The sequence below is a fragment of the Brevundimonas aveniformis DSM 17977 genome, from assembly GCF_000428765.1.
Classification (GTDB): domain Bacteria; phylum Pseudomonadota; class Alphaproteobacteria; order Caulobacterales; family Caulobacteraceae; genus Brevundimonas; species Brevundimonas aveniformis.
The window spans coordinates 594,729-611,153 of record NZ_AUAO01000001.1 but is presented as its reverse complement, the minus strand read 5'-3'; the positions used below and the strand labels follow the sequence as shown (position 1 = coordinate 611,153).

Genomic DNA, 16,425 nt, shown 5'->3' with positions numbered 1-16,425 from the left:
GATCAAATCCTAGAACGCGCTTTCGCCGGTAATCGCCCGGCCCAGGATCAGGGCGTGAACGTCGTGGGCGCCTTCATAGGTGTTGACCGTTTCCAGGTTCATGGCGTGGCGCATGACGTGCATTTCGCCGGTGATGCCGGCCCCGCCGTGCATATCGCGCGCGACCCGGGCGATATCCAGCGCCTTGCCGCAATTGTTCCGCTTCATCAGGGAGATGGCCTCCGGCACCCACGCTCCGGTGTCGAGCAGACGGCCCAGAGCATAGGCCCCCTCAAGGCCCAGGAAGATCTCGGTCTGCATATCGGCCAGCTTCTTCTGGACCAGCTGGCGGCTCGACAGGGGCCGGCCGAACAGCATCCGGTCGGCCACATAGTCGCGACTGGCGTGGAAACAGAATTCCGCCGCGCCCATGGCACCCCAAGCGATGCCGTAGCGGGCCTTGTTGAGGCACGAGAACGGCCCGCGCAGACCTTTGACGCCCGGCAGCAGGTTCTCCTCCGGCACGAAGACGTCGTTCAGGCCGATGTCGCCGGTTATCGAAGCGCGCAAGGACAGCTTGTCGCCGATCTTGTCGGTGGTGAAGCCGTCAAAGCCGCGCTCGACGATGAAGCCACGGATGACCCCGTCCAGCTTGGCCCAGACCACCGCCAGGTCCGAGATCGGAGAGTTGGTGATCCAGTATTTGGCCCCGTTGAGCTTGTAGCCGTTGGGCACGGCCTCAGCCTTGGTCTTCATTGAGGCGGGATCAGACCCGCCGTCGGCCTCGGTCAGACCGAAACAGCCGATCAGCTCCCCCGCGGCCATGCGCGGCAGAAAGCGGCTCTTCTGTTCCTCGGAGCCGAAGGCATAGATGGGGTACATGGCCAGCGACGACTGCACCGACATGGCCGAACGATAGCCGCTGTCGATCGCCTCGATCTCGCGCGCGATCAGGCCATAGGCGACGTGGCTGGCCCCCGAGCCGCCGTACTGCTCCGGCAGCATGGCCCCCAGGAAACCCATCTCGCCCATCTCGGTCATGATGGCGCGGTCGAATGTCTCGTCACGGAAGGCCTCGACGATGCGCGGCAACAGTTGCTCGCGGGCATAGGCGCGCGCGGCGTCGCGGATCATGCCCTCGTCGTCGGTCAGCCGGCCGTCCATGTCGAACGGGTCTTCCCAGCGAAAGGTCTTGGCGGGGGCCGCATTGCCGTCGTGGGCCATGTCGAATGTCCTGTTTCGTCAGCGCAGATGTTCGCGCGGTCTGTGAATTGCGGGCGTGATACGGCAGTATGGCCGAAAGCACTAGCGGCCAGGGCGATCCCTTCCCGATGTCCAACCTGTTCAAACGTCTTTTCGTCGAGCATCCGCGCCAGGTGGAGGAGAGCTATCTCGAGCACATGGCGGCCTCCGGGCGCTTTGGGTTCAAGCTGTTGCGGCTGTCGGCCTGTGCCTTTGCCCATGCCCTGGTTCCCGGCATTTTCGTCACGACCGTGTCCGACGAGATCAAGGCCACCGCCAAAACCATGGGCACGCGCGCGCAAGAGGCCCGCGAATGCCGGATGAAGGACGCCGGGGTGTGGGATCCGGGACTCTAGGGTCTAACGGATCGTTCCGCTTGCGACGCTGAAACGCTAGAGGCCGGGTATGACCACTTCTAAAGGCCCCCTCGACGGCGTTGTCGTGCTGGATCTGTCGCGCGTGCTGGCCGGGCCGTGGGCGACCCAGGTGCTGGCCGATCTCGGGGCCCGCGTCATCAAAATTGAGCGGCCCGGAGCCGGTGACGATACCCGCCAGTGGGGCCCGCCCTTTACGACACAGTCGAACGGCGCGCGGGGTGATGCGGCCTATTTTATGGCGGCCAACCGCAACAAGCGGTCCGTCACGGTCGACATGGCCCGGCCGGAGGGGGCCGGACTGATCCGTCGGCTGGCGATGAAGGCCGATGTGGTGGTCGAGAATTTCAAGACCGGCGGGCTGGCCAAGTATGGCCTGGACTATGCGGCCCTGAGCGCGGTCAATCCACGGCTGGTCTATGCCTCGATCACAGGCTTTGGCCAGGATGGCCCCCTCAAGGACAAGGCCGGGTACGACTATATGATCCAGGCGATGGGCGGCCTGATGTCGATTACCGGTCAGCCTGACGGGGCCCCGGGAGCCGAGCCGATGAAGGTCGGGGTGGCGGTGGTCGACCTGTTCACCGGCCTGTATACCGCCAACGCCGTTCTGGCGGCTCTGTTGGACGCCCGCGCGACCGGGCAGGGCCAGCACATTGACGTCGCCCTGTTCGATGTCCAGGTAGCCATGCTGGCCAATCAGGCCACCAACTTCTTTGTGTCGGGAGAGGCCCCGACGCGCATGGGGAACGCCCACCCCAATCTTGCCCCCTATCAGCCGTTCGCCACGACCGATGGCGCGGTGGTCATCGCCGTGGGCAATGATGGGCAGTTCAGGGCGCTGTGCCGGGCTATCGGGGCCGATGACCTGGCGGCGGACGCCCGCTTTACGACCAACGCCCAGCGGGTTGAGCATCGGGCCGAGCTGGTCCAGGCCCTGGCCCCATTCCTGGCCTTGCGGAGCACGGACGGCTGGATCGAGACGCTGGAGGCGCACGGGGTGCCGTGCGGCCCGATCAACACGATCGACCGGGTCTTTGCCGAGCCGCAAGGTGTCCATCGCGGACTGATCGTCGGGCAGGACCGGGCCGACCTGGCCGAACGGGTGCAGACCGTGGCCAGTCCCATGCGCCTGTCGAAGACGCCGGTGTCCTACCGTTGGGCACCGCCGGCGTTGGGGGCGGACACCGAGGCGGTGCTGGGCGAGGAGCTGGGGCTGACCCCCCAAGAGGTCGCGGCCCTTCGCGGCGACGGCGTGCTCTGAGCCCGGTCCTTAGTGCACTGTGAATCGGGTGCACTAAGTGCACTAAGTGCACTAAATTTCGAGAAGGGCTTCCACCCGCACCGGCCTGAATGGCCCGGATAGACAGTATGCTGATCCCCCGGCTGCGACGACAACTCCTGCACGGTTTTCCGAATTTCCTTCTCGCATCAATGACCAGGCCAGCCAGAAAGCGAGCGCAGGCCTAGCCGTTCTGCACCGCGAAGATTCCAAACGCGGCGATCACCCGCTCATAGACTTCGCGTTTGAAGGGAGCGGCGACGTCGATTACCCGCGTCAGCGCTTCCCAGCGCCACTGGTCAAACTCCGGCTCGCCGTAGCCGTAGAGATTGATCTCGGCCTCGGTTCCGGTGAAGCGAAAGGCGAACCAGATCTGTTTCTGGCCCAGCCAGCCCTTGCGCCCCAGCCGCCTGTCGCGCGCGATCACACCCGGCGGAAAGTCGTAGGTGATCCAGTCTTCGGTCCTGGCTAGATAGTCGACGGACCGAATGCCGGTTTCCTCGGCCAGTTCGCGGCGGGCGGCGGCCTCAAGATCCTCGCCGGGGTCGACCCCGCCCTGCGGCCATTGCCAGCGACGGTCGTGGGGGACATCGGCGCGCCGCCCAATCCAGGTCAGGCCCTGATCATTGAACAGGACGATGCCGACGTTGGGGCGGTGCTGGGGAAAGGCGTCAGATTCGCTCACGAGGCGCGGCGAACGCCGGAGCGGGCCACCAGGGCGGAGGCCGGGGCTAGCTGGATGCCGCGATCATTCAGGCCTTGCGTCCAGCGCACGGCGGTCGCCACCGTCACGGCAAAGCCGTAGCCGGAGCCCAGGGCCTGGCCGTTGGCGCGGGCGGTGGCTTCCAGGGCATTGAGCGCGGCCAGGATGGAGGCGGCGTCCTGGGCCTCGTCGACCACCCGGTTGGCGCTGGCACGTCCATAGGCCCCTTGACGATTGCGGGCCTGCCCATCGTCGATGAAAGCCAGACCGCGCGATCTCAACCGCTGCATGAAGGGGGTCATGGAGGTGTCTGAGGCGATGAAGGCCGAGCCGAAATAGTTGGTCACACCGAAATAGCCGGTGGTGCGACCCAGAAGCCAGTTCAAGCGACGGTCCAGTTCGTCGATGTCAGAGTTCGCCAACAGGGTATAGGGACCGGTGTCGTTCTGGGGGTAGTCCTCGGGCTCCATCGGCAGCTCGAGCAGAACCTCATGGCCATCGGCGCGCGCCAGGTCGATCCAGGCCTGAAGCCCTTCGGCATAGGGAACAAAGCTGAGGGTGACTTCGGGCGGCAAGGCTTCGATGGCGGCGCGCGTCGCCGGGGCGTTCAGCCCTAGGCCACCAACGATCAGAGCCACACGAGGTCGGCCATCGGGGGCAAACGGCCTGGCATAGGCCGAGAAGGGGGTGCGTCCGTCCGTGGCGATGACCGGCAGGGGGCCGTTCGGGCCAGGCTGGGACAGCCCGGCAATCGGGGCTGCGGCCAGGGGTGCTGCAGGGGCCTGACGCACGACCGGCCCGGTCAGAACCTGAGCGGAACCCGGCAGGGTGATAACTGCCTCGCCGCCCGGCGCATCAACGTCGCCCGGCGCGGTCAGGTCCTGATAGGCTCCCAGGGTGTCCATGCCGAAAACCTCAGCGCCGCTGATGGGCTGGCGTTCAACGGGAGCGGGGCGCTCGACATCCGCCCGCCCTGTGGGCGTTCCGGCCCGCGGGTCCCCGATGGCCAGGATGAGAAGACTGGCGGCCCCCAGGAAGGTCAGGCCGGCGACCGCAACGGCCACGGGCGGCTTCTTGAGGAGAGCCAGAAGCGCGCGCACGTTCAGCTTCGTCCCCTCGGAGGGGGGAGAACCGGCATGGTTGGCCAGGGCGGACTGACGACGCGCAAACATAGTGGCGCGGAATCTGCGACTGTCGTGGTTAACAAAGACTAAGGGGTCGCCGGTGTTGCGGCTGAAAATCGCATCAGGATCAGGCCGCCGACGATCAGGGCCGCCGCCGTAACCCGCATGAGGCTGAGCGGCTCGTTCAGGACCATGGCCCCGACGATGAAGGCCCCCACGGCACCGATGCCCGTCCAGACGGCGTAGGCCGTGCCCAGGGGCAGGGTTCGCATCGACAGGGACAGCAAGGAAAAGCTGACGATCATGGCCCCGATCGTGATGATGCTGGGCCACAGGCGGGTGAAGCCTTCGGACTGTTTCATGGAGAAGGCCCAGACGACCTCCAGCACACCGGCGACGAACAGATAGATCCAGGCCATGGGTCGGCCCTCCTTGCAAAGGGCCGGGCCGTCCCGGGCTTGTCACCGCCATGGGCGGGGCGAGGACGTGGCCTCGTCTTGCGGACGGCTACTTAGGGCACCTGAGCGCCGGGTCAAGCCGCCGGGGTCAAATCCGCCTCGGTGAACGGCTCCACCGCCAGGGCGTCGCGGCCATCGCGGATGGCGATCTGCAGGCGGAAGGCCTGGGCGATGTTGAAGGCGCGGTCCAGGAACAGGTCTGCCACCGCCGGCGGGCACAGGTCGCGCACCGTGATGCGAAACAGGCTGAGCCAGCGGTGGAAATGGGCGTCGGTCAGCTCCGGCAGGGCCAGATGCTTGGGCATGGGGCGACCGTGATAGCGGCCCGTCCGCATCAGCACCGAGGACCAGAAATCGCACATGGTTTCAAGATGATGTGGCCAGGCTTCCGGGGCGATGCGGGCGTCGAACACCGGGGCCAGCTCGGCATCGGCCCGGACCTGATCATAGAAGCCGAAGACGACCTGTCGGATCATCACCTCATCGAGGCCGTCGGGGATGTAGGGCGGAAGCGTTGGCATGAGGTGGATACTGGTCCTGCGGCCCTCGGACTCAAGCTGCATAGATGGCGGGCACGACGAGGCGGGTCACTCCTGGTCGAGAAGCTGGTCAAACGCCCAGGTCGCGGCCTGGAACTTGTCGCGGCATCCTGGATTGCAGAAGCCCACCACATGGCCCCGATAAACCGTCAGGGCGTCGGCAGAGACGGGCTCGCCGGACCAGGGGCAGGTGGTGTTGACGCAGTCTTGGAGGCGAAGGGGCGTGTCGACCATGAGCCGACCTATCAGATCGCGCCGGCCGCACCAATGACCCACGGCTCTCTCCCGGGGGAGGGGCCCGATGAGCGCCGTCAGGCCTCGGACGCTTCCGCGGCCTCTTCGGCCAGGATGGTCAGGCCTTCGGGGGTGACGTCGGCGAAGCCGCCCTTGACGGCGAAGGTGCGGCGGTTGGCACCGATGCGGACCGTGACCGGCCCTTCACGCAGGGCCGTCATAAACGGCGCGTGGTTGGGCAGGACGCCGAAGTCGCCTTCGACGCCCGGCGCGTCAACCTGATCGACCTCGCCGGCGAAGACTTCGCGCTCGGGGGCGACCAGGGAGAATTGAAGTTTGTCAGCCATTATGCCTCAGCCGCCATCTTCTCGGCCTTGGCCACGACTTCGTCGAAGCCGCCGACCATGTAGAAGGCCGCTTCAGGATAGGCGTCGCCTTCACCGTCGCAGATGCGCTTGAACGACGAGATGGTGTCTTCCAGCGAGACGAACTTGCCCGGCGAGTTGGTGAACTGCTCGGCCACGAAGAAGGGCTGGGACAGGAAGCGCTGGATCTTACGGGCGCGAGCCACGACCAGCTTGTCCTCTTCGGACAGCTCGTCCATCCCGAGGATGGCGATGATGTCCTTCAGGGCCTTGTACTGCTGGAGGATTTCCTGAACGCGACGGGCGACGGCGTAGTGTTCGTCGCCGATGACCAGCGGGTCCATGATCCGCGAGGTCGAGTCCAGCGGGTCCACGGCCGGGAAGATGGCCTGGGCGGCGATGTCACGCGACAGAACCGTGGTGGCGTCCAGGTGGGCGAACGAGGCGGCCGGGGCCGGGTCGGTCAGATCGTCGGCGGGGACGTAGATGGCCTGGACCGACGTGATCGAGCCCTTCTTGGTCGAGGTGATGCGCTCCTGCAGGTTGCCCATCTCGGTCGCCAGGGTCGGCTGATAGCCCACCGCCGATGGGATACGGCCCAGAAGCGCCGACACTTCCGAGCCGGCCTGGGTGAAGCGGAAGATGTTGTCGACGAACAGCAGCACGTCCTTGCCTTCCTCGTCGCGGAAGTATTCCGCGATCGACAGGCCGGTCAGGGCGACGCGGGCGCGGGCACCCGGCGGCTCGTTCATCTGACCATAGACCAGGGCGCACTTGGAGCCTTCGGTCGAGCCGTTGTTCTTGGCCGGATCAACGTTGACGTTCGACTCGATCATCTCGTGATAGAGGTCGTTACCTTCGCGGGTACGCTCACCCACACCGGCCAGAACCGAATAGCCGCCGTAGGCCTTGGCGATGTTGTTGATCAGCTCCTGCATGGTCACGGTCTTGCCGACGCCGGCGCCGCCGAACAGGCCGATCTTGCCGCCCTTGGTGTAGGGGCACATCAGGTCCACGACCTTGATGCCGGTGACCAGGATTTCCGCCGAGGTGGACTGTTCCTCGAAGCTCGGAGCTTCCTTGTGGATCGGACGGTGCATGTCCGTCTTGATCGGGCCGGCCTCGTCGATCGGGTCGCCGACGACGTTCATGATGCGGCCGAGGGTGCCGGGGCCGACGGGCGCCTGGATCGACGAGCCGGTGTCGGTCACCGGCTGGCCGCGGGTCAGGCCCTCGGTGGTGTCCATGGCGATGGTGCGCACGGTGTTCTCACCCAGGTGCTGGGCAACCTCCAGGACCAGGCGGAACTCTTCGCCGGTGCGCTGGTCGGTGTTGGTGGTTTCGAGAGCGTTCAGGATCGCCGGCAGAGCGCCTTCGAACTCAACGTCGACGACGGCGCCGATGACCTGCGAGATGCGGCCGGTCGCGCCCTTGGCGGGGGCGGCCTTCTTCGGCGCGGCGGTCTTGGCGGCGGCAGCCTTGGGCGCAGCCGGCTTCTTGGCGGCGGCGGGCTTCTTGGCGGCGGTCTTGGGGGCGGTGGCCATGGTGTTCAGGTCCGTTTTGCGTGCGGGCAGGTCGTCAGAGGGCTTCGGCGCCGGAGATGATTTCAATCAGCTCCTTGGTGATCTGCGCCTGGCGTTGACGGTTATAGGAAAGGGTCAGGGCGGCGATCATGTCGCCGGCGTTGCGGGTGGCGGAGTCCATGGCGCTCATCTGGGCACCAAAGAAACCGGCCTGGTTTTCATACAGCGCCGCCAGGATCTGGACAGCGATGTTGCGCGGCAGCAGCGTCTCAAGAATGGCCTCTTCCGAAGGCTCATACTCATAGGCGGCACCGGCCAGGTCGACTGGCTCGGAGCCGTCATCGACGACCGCGGGAATCAACTGCTTGGCGGTCGGGACCTGGGAGATCACCGAGCGGTAGCGGCTGTAGAACAGGGTGACCACATCGGCGTTGCCGGCTTCGAATTCCGACAGGATGCGGTCGGCCACCGGCTGAGCGGCGGCCAGGGACAGGATCTTGTGATCCGACAGCAGATGCCGGTCGATGATCCTGTCGCCATACAGACGGCGCAGCTGATCGTTGGCCTTGCGGCCCACGGCGATGATCGAGACGTCCTTGCCGTCGTTGATCAGGTGCTGGATGCGCTCGCGGGCGGCCCGGACGATCGAGGAGTTGAAGCCCCCCGCCAGACCCTTGTCCGCCGTGGCGACGACGATCAGGTGCTTCTTGTCCTGGCCGGTGCCGGCCAGGAGCTTGGGGGCACCGTCGCCGGTGACGCCGCGTGCCAGATTGGCGATGACGGCGCTCATGCGCTGGGCATAGGGGCGCGCGTTTTCGGCCTGCTCAGTCGCCCGCTTCAGCTTGGCGGCGGCGACCATCTGCATGGCCTTCGTGATCTTCTGCGTGGCCTTCACGCTTCCGATCCGATTGCGCATTTCCTTCAGGCTGGCCATGACGGGCTACCGGTCTCCGATCAGGCGGCGAAGGTCGAGGTGAAGGATTCCAGCACCGACTTCAGTTCGCCTTCGAGCTTGTCGTCCAGCGCCTTCTTGGTGCGGATGGCGTCCAACAGCTTGGCATGCTTGCCGCGCAGCAGGGCCAGGAACTCGGCCTCGAAGCGACCGACCGCCGAGGTCGGGATGCCGTCGAGGTAGCCACGGGTACCGGCGTAGATCACGCAGACCTGCTCTTCGACCTTGAGCGGGGCGTACTGCGGCTGCTTGAGCAGCTCGGTCAGGCGCTCGCCACGGGCGAGAAGTTTCTGGGTGGAGGCGTCCAGGTCTGAGCCGAACTTGGCGAAGGCGGCCATTTCCCGATACTGGGCCAGCTCGCCCTTAATCGGACCGGCGACTTGCTTCATGGCCTTGATCTGAGCCGAGGAGCCCACGCGCGACACCGAGATGCCGACGTTCACGGCCGGGCGGATACCCTGGTAGAAGAGGTCCGATTCAAGGAAGATCTGGCCGTCGGTGATCGAGATCACGTTGGTCGGGATGTAGGCCGAGACGTCGTTGGCCTGGGTTTCGATGACCGGCAGGGCGGTCAGCGAGCCGGAGCCGTTGTCCTCGTTCAGCTTGGCCGCGCGCTCGAGCAGGCGGCTGTGCAGATAGAAGACGTCGCCCGGATAGGCCTCGCGACCCGGCGGGCGGCGCAGCAGCAGCGACATCTGGCGATAAGCCACAGCCTGCTTGGACAGATCGTCATAGATGATCAGGCCGTGCATGCCGTTGTCACGGAACCACTCGCCCATGGCGCAGCCGGCGAACGGGGCCAGGAACTGCAGCGGGGCCGGTTCCGACGCCGTCGCGGCGACGACGATGGTGTAGTCCATCGCGCCCGACTCCTCGAGCGTCTTGACGATCTGGGCCACGGTCGAACGCTTCTGGCCGACGGCGACGTAGATGCAGTAGAGCTTGGCGCTCTCGTCGTCGGTCTGATTGACCGACTTCTGGTTCAGGATGGTGTCGACGGCGACGGCGGTCTTGCCGACCTGGCGGTCACCGATGATCAGCTCGCGCTGGCCGCGGCCGATCGGGATCAGGGTGTCGATGGCCTTCAGGCCGGTCTGCATCGGCTCGTGCACCGACTTGCGGGGGATGATGCCGGGAGCCTTGACGTCCACGCGGCGGCGCTCGGTCGCCTTGATCGGGCCCTTGCCGTCGATCGGTTCACCCAGCGGGTTGACGACGCGACCCAGCAGACCCTTGCCGACCGGCACGTCCACGATTTCGCCGAGGCGACGGACCTCGTCACCCTCGGCGATCTGGCTGTCGGAGCCGAAGATCACGATGCCGACGTTGTCACGCTCCAGGTTCAGGGCCATGCCCTTCACGCCGGCCTTGGGGAAGGAGACCATCTCACCGGCCTGAACCTGATCCAGGCCGTGGACGCGGGCGATGCCGTCGCCGACCGACAGGACCTGGCCGACGTCAGAGACGTCTGCCTCATCGCCGAAGCCGGCGATCTGTTGCTTGAGAATGGCCGAGATTTCGGCGGCGCGGATATCCATGGTCGTTACGCTCTCTTGAGGGCGAATTTCAGGGTGTCGAGTTTGGTCTTGAGCGAGGCGTCGAAGAGTTTCGAGCCCACCTTGACCTTGAGGCCGCCGAGGATCGACGGATCGACCCGGGCCTCGAGTTCGGGGTCAGCGCCCAGCGCGGTGCGCAGGGCGGACTTGATGTTCTTGAGTTGGGCGGCTGACAGCGGCTGGGCCGAAACGACCTCGGCGCTGACGATACCGGTGTGAGCGGCCCACAGCTTGTCATAGGCGGCAATCACGCCCGGCAGGGCCGCGGCGCGCTGGTTCTGGGTCAGAAGGCCGAGGAACTTGGCCGTCAACATATCGAACTTCGATTTGACCGCGAGCGCGACCAGGGCCTTGCCCTTGTCTTCCGCCGAATAGACCGGCGAGGTTACCGCCCGGCGGAGTTCGGCGCTGTCGGCCAGCATGGCCTTGAGGGTCCTGAGATCGCCACGCACCGCGTCGATACGGCCCGCCTCATCGGCGAGCTCAAACAGGGCGCGCGCATAGCGTTCCGAGACTTCGTTGGCCTTGAAATCGTCCGCCACTTCGGGTCCGCCTAGAGGGTCAGCGTTTGGGTCATAGCCGGAAGCGAGGATTCGCCACCGTCAAAGGCTTGAAATGCTTGAAAAAGCACAAGACGGGACCGGTCCAAAAGGACAGCCCCGTCCGAAGCCGGGCGCCTGATAGCACCGAAGTTTCAAAGGAGCAACCGGTGTGAGGCCGCTGATTGCGGGACCGACGGGTGTGTCCGCACCCATCGGTCCCCGTTCGTCCGTCGGCAGATCAGAAGGCCAGCGACAGTTCCAAGCCGTAGGTCCGCGGCTCATTGAAGTTGGCGTAGTCACCGATCGCGTTCGAGCCGGACCGGTTCTCGGTCGAGCGGCGATACATGTGCTCTTCGTTGAACAGGTTGCGTGACCACAGGGCCACCGTCACGTCGCGGTCGCCCGCGACGTTCCAGTCCGCCAGGGCCAGGCGAGCGTTGACGATGAAGGAGTCGTCGGTGACCTGTGGCGATTGTTCGAAGCTCTGTGTCCCTTCCGACCACGCCGCGTTCACGTTGACGCGGAGCTCGGCGAAGCCCAGCGGCCGCTCATAGTTCAGGGCGGCGGTCCAGGCGTTGCGCGGCGTATAGATGATGTAGACCGGCTGGATCGTCCCGCACGACGGGCAGGCGGCCGACGGCGGGAACGGGTTCTGGGCGTCCGGCACGCTGGTCTCAGTGTAGGCGTAGGCGAATGACAGGCTAAGGTCTTCAGTCACCGTGAGGGTCGATTCCAGCTCCAGCCCGCGAATGTCGGTGACGCCGGGGGCATTGACGGTTTCGACGGTGTTCCGGTTCGAGCCGCCGACCGGATCAGGAGCCACCAGGGTGAACTCGATCTGGCTGTTGGTGCGCTCCATGGCGAAGGCGGCCAGGTTCAGGGTCAGCCGGTCGAACAGATAGGACTTGAGCCCGATCTCGAAGCTCTCGATCTCTTCGGACTCGAAGGGGGCGTAGGTCAGGGAGCGCGAGTTGGCGCCGCCGGCCCGGTATCCCGTCGCGTAGGTGATGTAGGCGTTGATGTCCGGGGTGACGTCATAGTCGACTGTCACCAGGGGATCGAACCGGGATTCGTCCAGGTCGAAGCGGTAATCCCGCGGCCGGTTCCCGACCAGATAGAGGGTGCCGTTCTTCTCATCGCGGGTGAACCGGCCCCCCAGGGTGATGTGCAGGGCGTCGCCAAGGACAGGGGGCGTGAAGACCGAATGCACATAGGCCCCCATGCTCTCGGCATAGGCGACGCTGCCACGGTCGATCGAGCGGAAGCCGCGCTCGATGCCGGCGACGCGGGGATCGCGCACCACGTAGCGGCCGTCGGATCCCACCCAGGTCAGACTGGACGGCGTGGCCGCTTCTTCCCAGGCCTTTTCGTTGAAGTAGTAGAGGCCCACGACATAGGTGAGGCGGTCGTCGAAGGCTGAACCGACCAGCTGGAATTCCTGGCTGCGCTGAAGTTGCTCCAGGTCCGACAGGCTGTAGCGAGAGAAGTTGCGCACCGACGAGCCTTCCGGCGCGTTCGGCTGGAACACCGGCGGCCGGGCCGGACCGCCGGCGTTGTCATACTGCTCGACCGCGACCTCGCGGTAGGCGGTGATGGAGCGCAGTTCGAGGTTGTCGTTGATCTGCCAGTTCAGGGTCAGCGAATGGCCGAAGATTTCATCGACGCTGGGCTGCTGCGGCACGCCGATGTCGGCGACATCCTGGCGTTCGGGATGGACGAAGACGGTCGGCGGCAGCGGCGCAATCGTGCCCGGAACCCGCGGGAAGACATCCGATACCGGCAGGCCGAGGGGGTTGTAGTTGATCAGCTGGCTCAGGAAGGGCGTGGTTTCGCTGTGCCCGAAGTCATAGCTGTAGAGAGCGTCGAAGCTATCCATCGGACGCCACAGCACCGAGGCGCGATAGCCGTGGCGGTCCAGATAGTTCCAGCCGTACTGGCCGGGCATCGGATTGCGGGTGGTGGCGTCATGATACTGGGCCGCGCCATCCAGCTTGATGCTGAAGCCGGCAATCTCGGGCAAGTCGGCATGGACCTCGTAGTTGTAGCCTGAGAAACTGCTCAGGCCGAAGGTGGAGCGCAGGCCCAGCTCTCCGGTCGGGCGACGGGTGACCATGTTGACGGCACCGCCTTCGGTATTGCGACCGAACAGGGTGCCCTGCGGTCCACGCAGAACCTCGACCCGTTCAATGTCGAGCATGGCGGCGTTCAGCCCCTGCTGGCGGCCCAGATAGACGCCGTCGAGATAGATGCCGACGCCTTGTTCACGGGCGGGCTGATTGGCGTCGTTCGGGACGATGCCGCGGATGCCGACGGTCAGGGCCGATTGGCGTGACTCGAAGGTCGACATGCGAAGGCTGGGCGACAAGCCCGCCACGTCCAGCAGGGAGGACACATTGTTGTTCTCCAGGATCTCGGCGCCCAGCACGGTGATGGCGATCGGCGTGTCCTGTAGCGAGGTTTCGCGCTTGGTCGCCGTGACAACGATCTCGGCCACCTCATCGGTCACGTCCGGCGTTTCGGTGGCGGAAACCCGAATGAGCTCTGCGGACTGGGCCCAGGCGACAGCCGGGCCCCCGAGCGCCGCCAGCAGGGTGGCCCCGAACATCAGGCGGGCCTTGAACGTCTTGCATTTGGACATGGTGAACTTCCCCTCGAATGAGGAGCGAGCGACTACGACCGGGCGGTGTCACCCCGATGCCGGATTCACAGACGCTCGGCGCCAGATCGGAGAATTGTTCGTGGCACCGAGATTGCGAATTTGTGTCCCGGCCTCCGACCAGCCCCCGAGATCGCTCGCTTGGCGTGGGTCGGGCGTAAGTTCCCAGCGATATCGAACCAAGTGCTCCGGTCTTCGTTGCCTTAGAGCGGGACGCCGCCTAACAAGACCCGAAGCACTGACGAAACGGACCGACACTGATGGACTCCATTATCCCGCTGTTTTCCGACCCCGCCGCCTGGGCGGCGCTGATCGCGCTGGTGGTGATGGAGGTCGTGCTGGGGATCGACAATCTGATCTTCATTTCGATCCTGTCGAACAAGCTGCCCGAGAACCAGCGTCAGCGCGTGCGCCGGATCGGCATCGGCCTGGCCCTGATCATGCGCCTGGCGCTGCTGTCGATCATCGCCTGGCTGGTCGGCCTGACGCAGACGGTCTTCACCATCGCCGGCCACGGTTTCTCGTGGAAGGACCTGATCCTGATCGCCGGCGGCCTGTTCCTGGTGTGGAAGGCGACCAAGGAAATCCACCACTCGGTCGATCCGGTGCCCAGTGAGCATCACGACCTGCTCGACAAGAAGGATGTGGTGATCTCCAACGCCGGTGCGGCGATTTTTCAGATCATCCTGCTGGACCTGGTCTTCTCGATCGATTCCATTCTGACGGCGGTGGGCATGACCGAGCACCTGCCGATCATGGTGGTTGCGGTGATTGTTTCGGTGACGGTGATGCTGCTGGCGGCGGACCCGCTGGCCAATTTCATCGCCAAGAACCCGACGGTGGTGATGCTGGCGCTCGGCTTCCTGTTGATGATCGGCATGGTGCTGATCGCCGATGGCTTCGGCTTCCATGTGCCCAAGGGCTACATCTATGCCGCCATGGCCTTCTCGGCCGGGGTGGAGGCGCTCAACATGATGGCTCGCAAGCGTCAGGCGAAGGCGGCGACCAAGGATGACGGCGGGCATTGATGGACGGCTCCCTACCTCGTCGACCTGACCCTGCCGCCGTCCGCCACGACTGGACGCTGGACGAGGTTGAGGCCCTGTTCGAACGCCCGTTCATGGACCTGGTGTTCGAGGCGGCCCAGGTGCACCGGCGCCGCTTTGACCCGTCAGCGATCCAGAAGGCGCAACTGTTGTCGGTCAAGACCGGCGGCTGCGCCGAAAACTGTGGCTACTGCAGCCAGTCGGCCAGTTTCGACACCGGGCTGAAGGCTTCCAAACTGATGGATGCCGAAGCCGTCATCGCCGAGGCGAAGGCCGCGCGCGACGGCGGGGCAGATCGCTTCTGCATGGGCGCGGCCTGGCGTGAGCTGAAGGACCGGGACCTGCCCAAACTGGCGACGATGATTTCGGGTGTGAAGGCGCTCGGGCTGGAAACCTGCGCCACGCTCGGAATGCTGACGCCGGCCCAGGCGGCAGAGCTGAAGGCGGCGGGACTGGATTTCTACAACCACAACCTCGACACCGGGCCGGAATACTATGGCGAGGTGGTCACCACACGGACCTATCAGGACCGGCTCGATACGCTGGAATACGTCCGCCAGGCGGGGATGAAGACCTGCTGCGGCGGCATCGTCGGCATGGGCGAGACGCGCCGCGACCGCGCCGGCCTGCTGCACGCCTTGGCGACGATGCCGGCGCACCCGGACAGCCTGCCGGTCAATGCGCTGGTTCCCGTGGCGGGGACGCCGCTGGGCGAGAAGATCAGCCGCGAGGGCGAGCTCGATCCTATCGAGTTCGTCCGAACCGTGGCGGTGGCCCGACTGGTCTGCCCGGCTTCGGTCGTGCGCCTGTCGGCCGGGCGTGAGGGGATGACCCAGGAGCTTCAGGCCCTGTGTTTCCTCGCCGGTGCCAATTCGATCTTCGTGGGGGGGCGTCTGCTGACGACGCCGAACCCCGAGGAGGATGAGGACGCCGCCCTGTTTCGGGCTTTGGACCTCAAACCCATGATTGCCCCTCGGGCGGAGGTCTGACCGACATGGTCCGATCCGCCTTCCTGGTGTCGGCCCTGATTCTGGCGGCAGGATGCGCCTCTGCAGCGGCCCAGACGCCGCCGACGAGCCCGCCGGTGGCCCCGTCTGCCCTGCCGCCTCATCCCCCTGTCGAGGTGTTCGAGGTGGTCAATGTCTTTCCCCACGACCCTGAAGCCTTCACCCAGGGCCTGATCTATGTGGACGGACGGATGTTCGAGAGCACGGGCCGTTATCCTTCGACCGTGCGTGAGGTCCGGCTGGAGGACGGCGAAATCCTGGCGCGCACGACGCTGGACCTGTCCCTGTTTGGGGAGGGGCTGACCGAAATCGAAGGTCGGCTCTACAGCCTGACCTGGCAGGGAGGGCAAGGCTTCATCTGGGATCGCGACGACCTGACCGACCCGATCGGCACCTTCCGCTATGAGGGCGAGGGCTGGGGCCTGACCGACAATGATGACCAGCTCATCCTGTCGGACGGGACGCCGGTGATCCGCTTTCTCGATCCCGAAACCTTTGAGGTGACCCGCCAGGTCACCGTGACGTTTCGGGGCCAGCCGGTGTCTCGGCTCAATGAGCTGGAATGGGTCAATGGCCAGATCCTGGCCAATATCTGGCTGCAGGACCTCATTGTGCGGATTGACCCCGAAACCGGCGACGTCGTGGGCGTGATCGACCTGACCGACGTGTTCCCGGCGGCGCAGCGGGCGCGACCGCGAGACGATGTGCTGAACGGTATCGCCTGGGATGAGGATGGCCAGCGGCTGTTCGTCACCGGCAAGGACTGGCCACATCTGTTCGAGATCCGGCTGGTGCCGGCGGAGCCGGCCGCGCCGTAAACTGATCCTTAGTCGGGATGTGGTG

17 protein-coding genes are annotated in these 16,425 nt (G+C 65.5%); 5 read left to right on the top strand and 12 right to left on the bottom strand.

The genetic code is table 11. The annotated features are described in order from the left end of the window. Positions 1-9 precede the first annotated feature (9 nt). Positions 10-1,203: an acyl-CoA dehydrogenase gene (locus G391_RS0103175; RefSeq protein WP_029086228.1), complete on the bottom strand. Its 1,194-nt coding sequence runs from the start codon at positions 1,201-1,203 to the stop codon at positions 10-12. Between the two features lie 68 nt (positions 1,204-1,271). Between G391_RS0103175 and G391_RS0103170 the strand changes: the two genes are divergently transcribed. Both G391_RS0103170 and G391_RS0103165 read left to right on the top strand, forming a co-directional pair. Further along, positions 1,272-1,577, top strand: coding sequence for a DUF6356 family protein (locus G391_RS0103170; protein WP_245572024.1), 306 nt, complete (start codon positions 1,272-1,274; stop codon positions 1,575-1,577). A gap of 49 nt (positions 1,578-1,626) precedes the next feature. Continuing rightward, complete coding sequence (locus G391_RS0103165; RefSeq protein WP_029086226.1) at positions 1,627-2,859, top strand: CaiB/BaiF CoA transferase family protein; 1,233 nt, start codon at positions 1,627-1,629, stop codon at positions 2,857-2,859. A 202-nt stretch (positions 2,860-3,061) separates the two neighbouring features. On the opposite strand, the gene G391_RS0103160 is transcribed toward G391_RS0103165, so the two are convergent. From G391_RS0103160 to G391_RS0103110, 11 genes are all read right to left on the bottom strand, one after another. Further along, positions 3,062-3,562, bottom strand: coding sequence for an RNA pyrophosphohydrolase (locus G391_RS0103160; RefSeq protein WP_029086225.1), 501 nt, complete (start codon positions 3,560-3,562; stop codon positions 3,062-3,064). Further along, positions 3,559-4,752 (bottom strand): divergent polysaccharide deacetylase family protein, encoded by a 1,194-nt coding sequence (locus G391_RS0103155; RefSeq protein ID WP_029086224.1) that lies wholly within the window; start codon positions 4,750-4,752, stop codon positions 3,559-3,561. The genes G391_RS0103160 and G391_RS0103155 overlap by 4 nt, the downstream gene beginning before the upstream one ends. Positions 4,753-4,790: 38 nt before the next feature. Continuing rightward, complete coding sequence (locus tag G391_RS0103150) at positions 4,791-5,123, bottom strand: DMT family transporter (RefSeq protein ID WP_029086223.1); 333 nt, start codon at positions 5,121-5,123, stop codon at positions 4,791-4,793. 113 nt (positions 5,124-5,236) lie between these two features. Then, on the bottom strand, positions 5,237-5,683 hold the full coding sequence (locus G391_RS0103145) for a group III truncated hemoglobin (protein ID WP_051257087.1): 447 nt from the start codon (positions 5,681-5,683) through the stop codon (positions 5,237-5,239). 66 nt (positions 5,684-5,749) lie between these two features. Then, positions 5,750-5,935 (bottom strand): hypothetical protein, encoded by a 186-nt coding sequence (locus G391_RS0103140; protein ID WP_029086221.1) that lies wholly within the window; start codon positions 5,933-5,935, stop codon positions 5,750-5,752. A 77-nt stretch (positions 5,936-6,012) separates the two neighbouring features. Next, a complete protein-coding gene (locus G391_RS0103135; RefSeq protein WP_029086220.1) occupies positions 6,013-6,282 on the bottom strand; it encodes an ATP synthase F1 subunit epsilon in 270 nt (89 codons plus the stop codon). Next, positions 6,282-7,844 carry a F0F1 ATP synthase subunit beta gene (gene atpD / locus G391_RS0103130; protein ID WP_029086219.1) on the bottom strand — a complete coding sequence of 521 codons (1,563 nt, stop codon included), beginning with the start codon at positions 7,842-7,844 and terminating at the stop codon, positions 6,282-6,284. Before atpD ends, G391_RS0103135 begins: the two co-directional genes overlap by 1 nt. Positions 7,845-7,878: 34 nt before the next feature. Further along, a complete protein-coding gene (locus G391_RS0103125) occupies positions 7,879-8,757 on the bottom strand; it encodes a F0F1 ATP synthase subunit gamma (protein WP_029086218.1) in 879 nt (292 codons plus the stop codon). Between the two features lie 20 nt (positions 8,758-8,777). Beyond that, positions 8,778-10,313, bottom strand: a complete 1,536-nt coding sequence (atpA, locus tag G391_RS0103120) for a F0F1 ATP synthase subunit alpha (RefSeq protein ID WP_029086217.1) — start codon at positions 10,311-10,313, stop codon at positions 8,778-8,780. A 5-nt stretch (positions 10,314-10,318) separates the two neighbouring features. Further along, a complete protein-coding gene (locus tag G391_RS0103115) occupies positions 10,319-10,873 on the bottom strand; it encodes a F0F1 ATP synthase subunit delta (protein ID WP_029086216.1) in 555 nt (184 codons plus the stop codon). Between the two features lie 238 nt (positions 10,874-11,111). Further along, positions 11,112-13,511, bottom strand: a complete 2,400-nt coding sequence (locus G391_RS0103110) for a TonB-dependent receptor (RefSeq protein ID WP_029086215.1) — start codon at positions 13,509-13,511, stop codon at positions 11,112-11,114. Positions 13,512-13,789: 278 nt separating this feature from the next. Here G391_RS0103110 and G391_RS0103105 point away from each other — a divergent pair, with 278 nt between their 5' ends. The 3 genes from G391_RS0103105 to G391_RS0103095 are packed head-to-tail and all read left to right on the top strand — an operon-like array spanning position 13,790 to position 16,400. Next, positions 13,790-14,557: a TerC family protein gene (locus tag G391_RS0103105; protein WP_029086214.1), complete on the top strand. Its 768-nt coding sequence runs from the start codon at positions 13,790-13,792 to the stop codon at positions 14,555-14,557. Then, a complete protein-coding gene (gene bioB / locus G391_RS0103100; protein WP_029086213.1) occupies positions 14,557-15,564 on the top strand; it encodes a biotin synthase BioB in 1,008 nt (335 codons plus the stop codon). Before G391_RS0103105 ends, bioB begins: the two co-directional genes overlap by 1 nt. A 5-nt stretch (positions 15,565-15,569) precedes the next feature. Next, a complete protein-coding gene (locus G391_RS0103095) occupies positions 15,570-16,400 on the top strand; it encodes a glutaminyl-peptide cyclotransferase (RefSeq protein WP_029086212.1) in 831 nt (276 codons plus the stop codon). Positions 16,401-16,425: the final 25 nt, after the last annotated feature.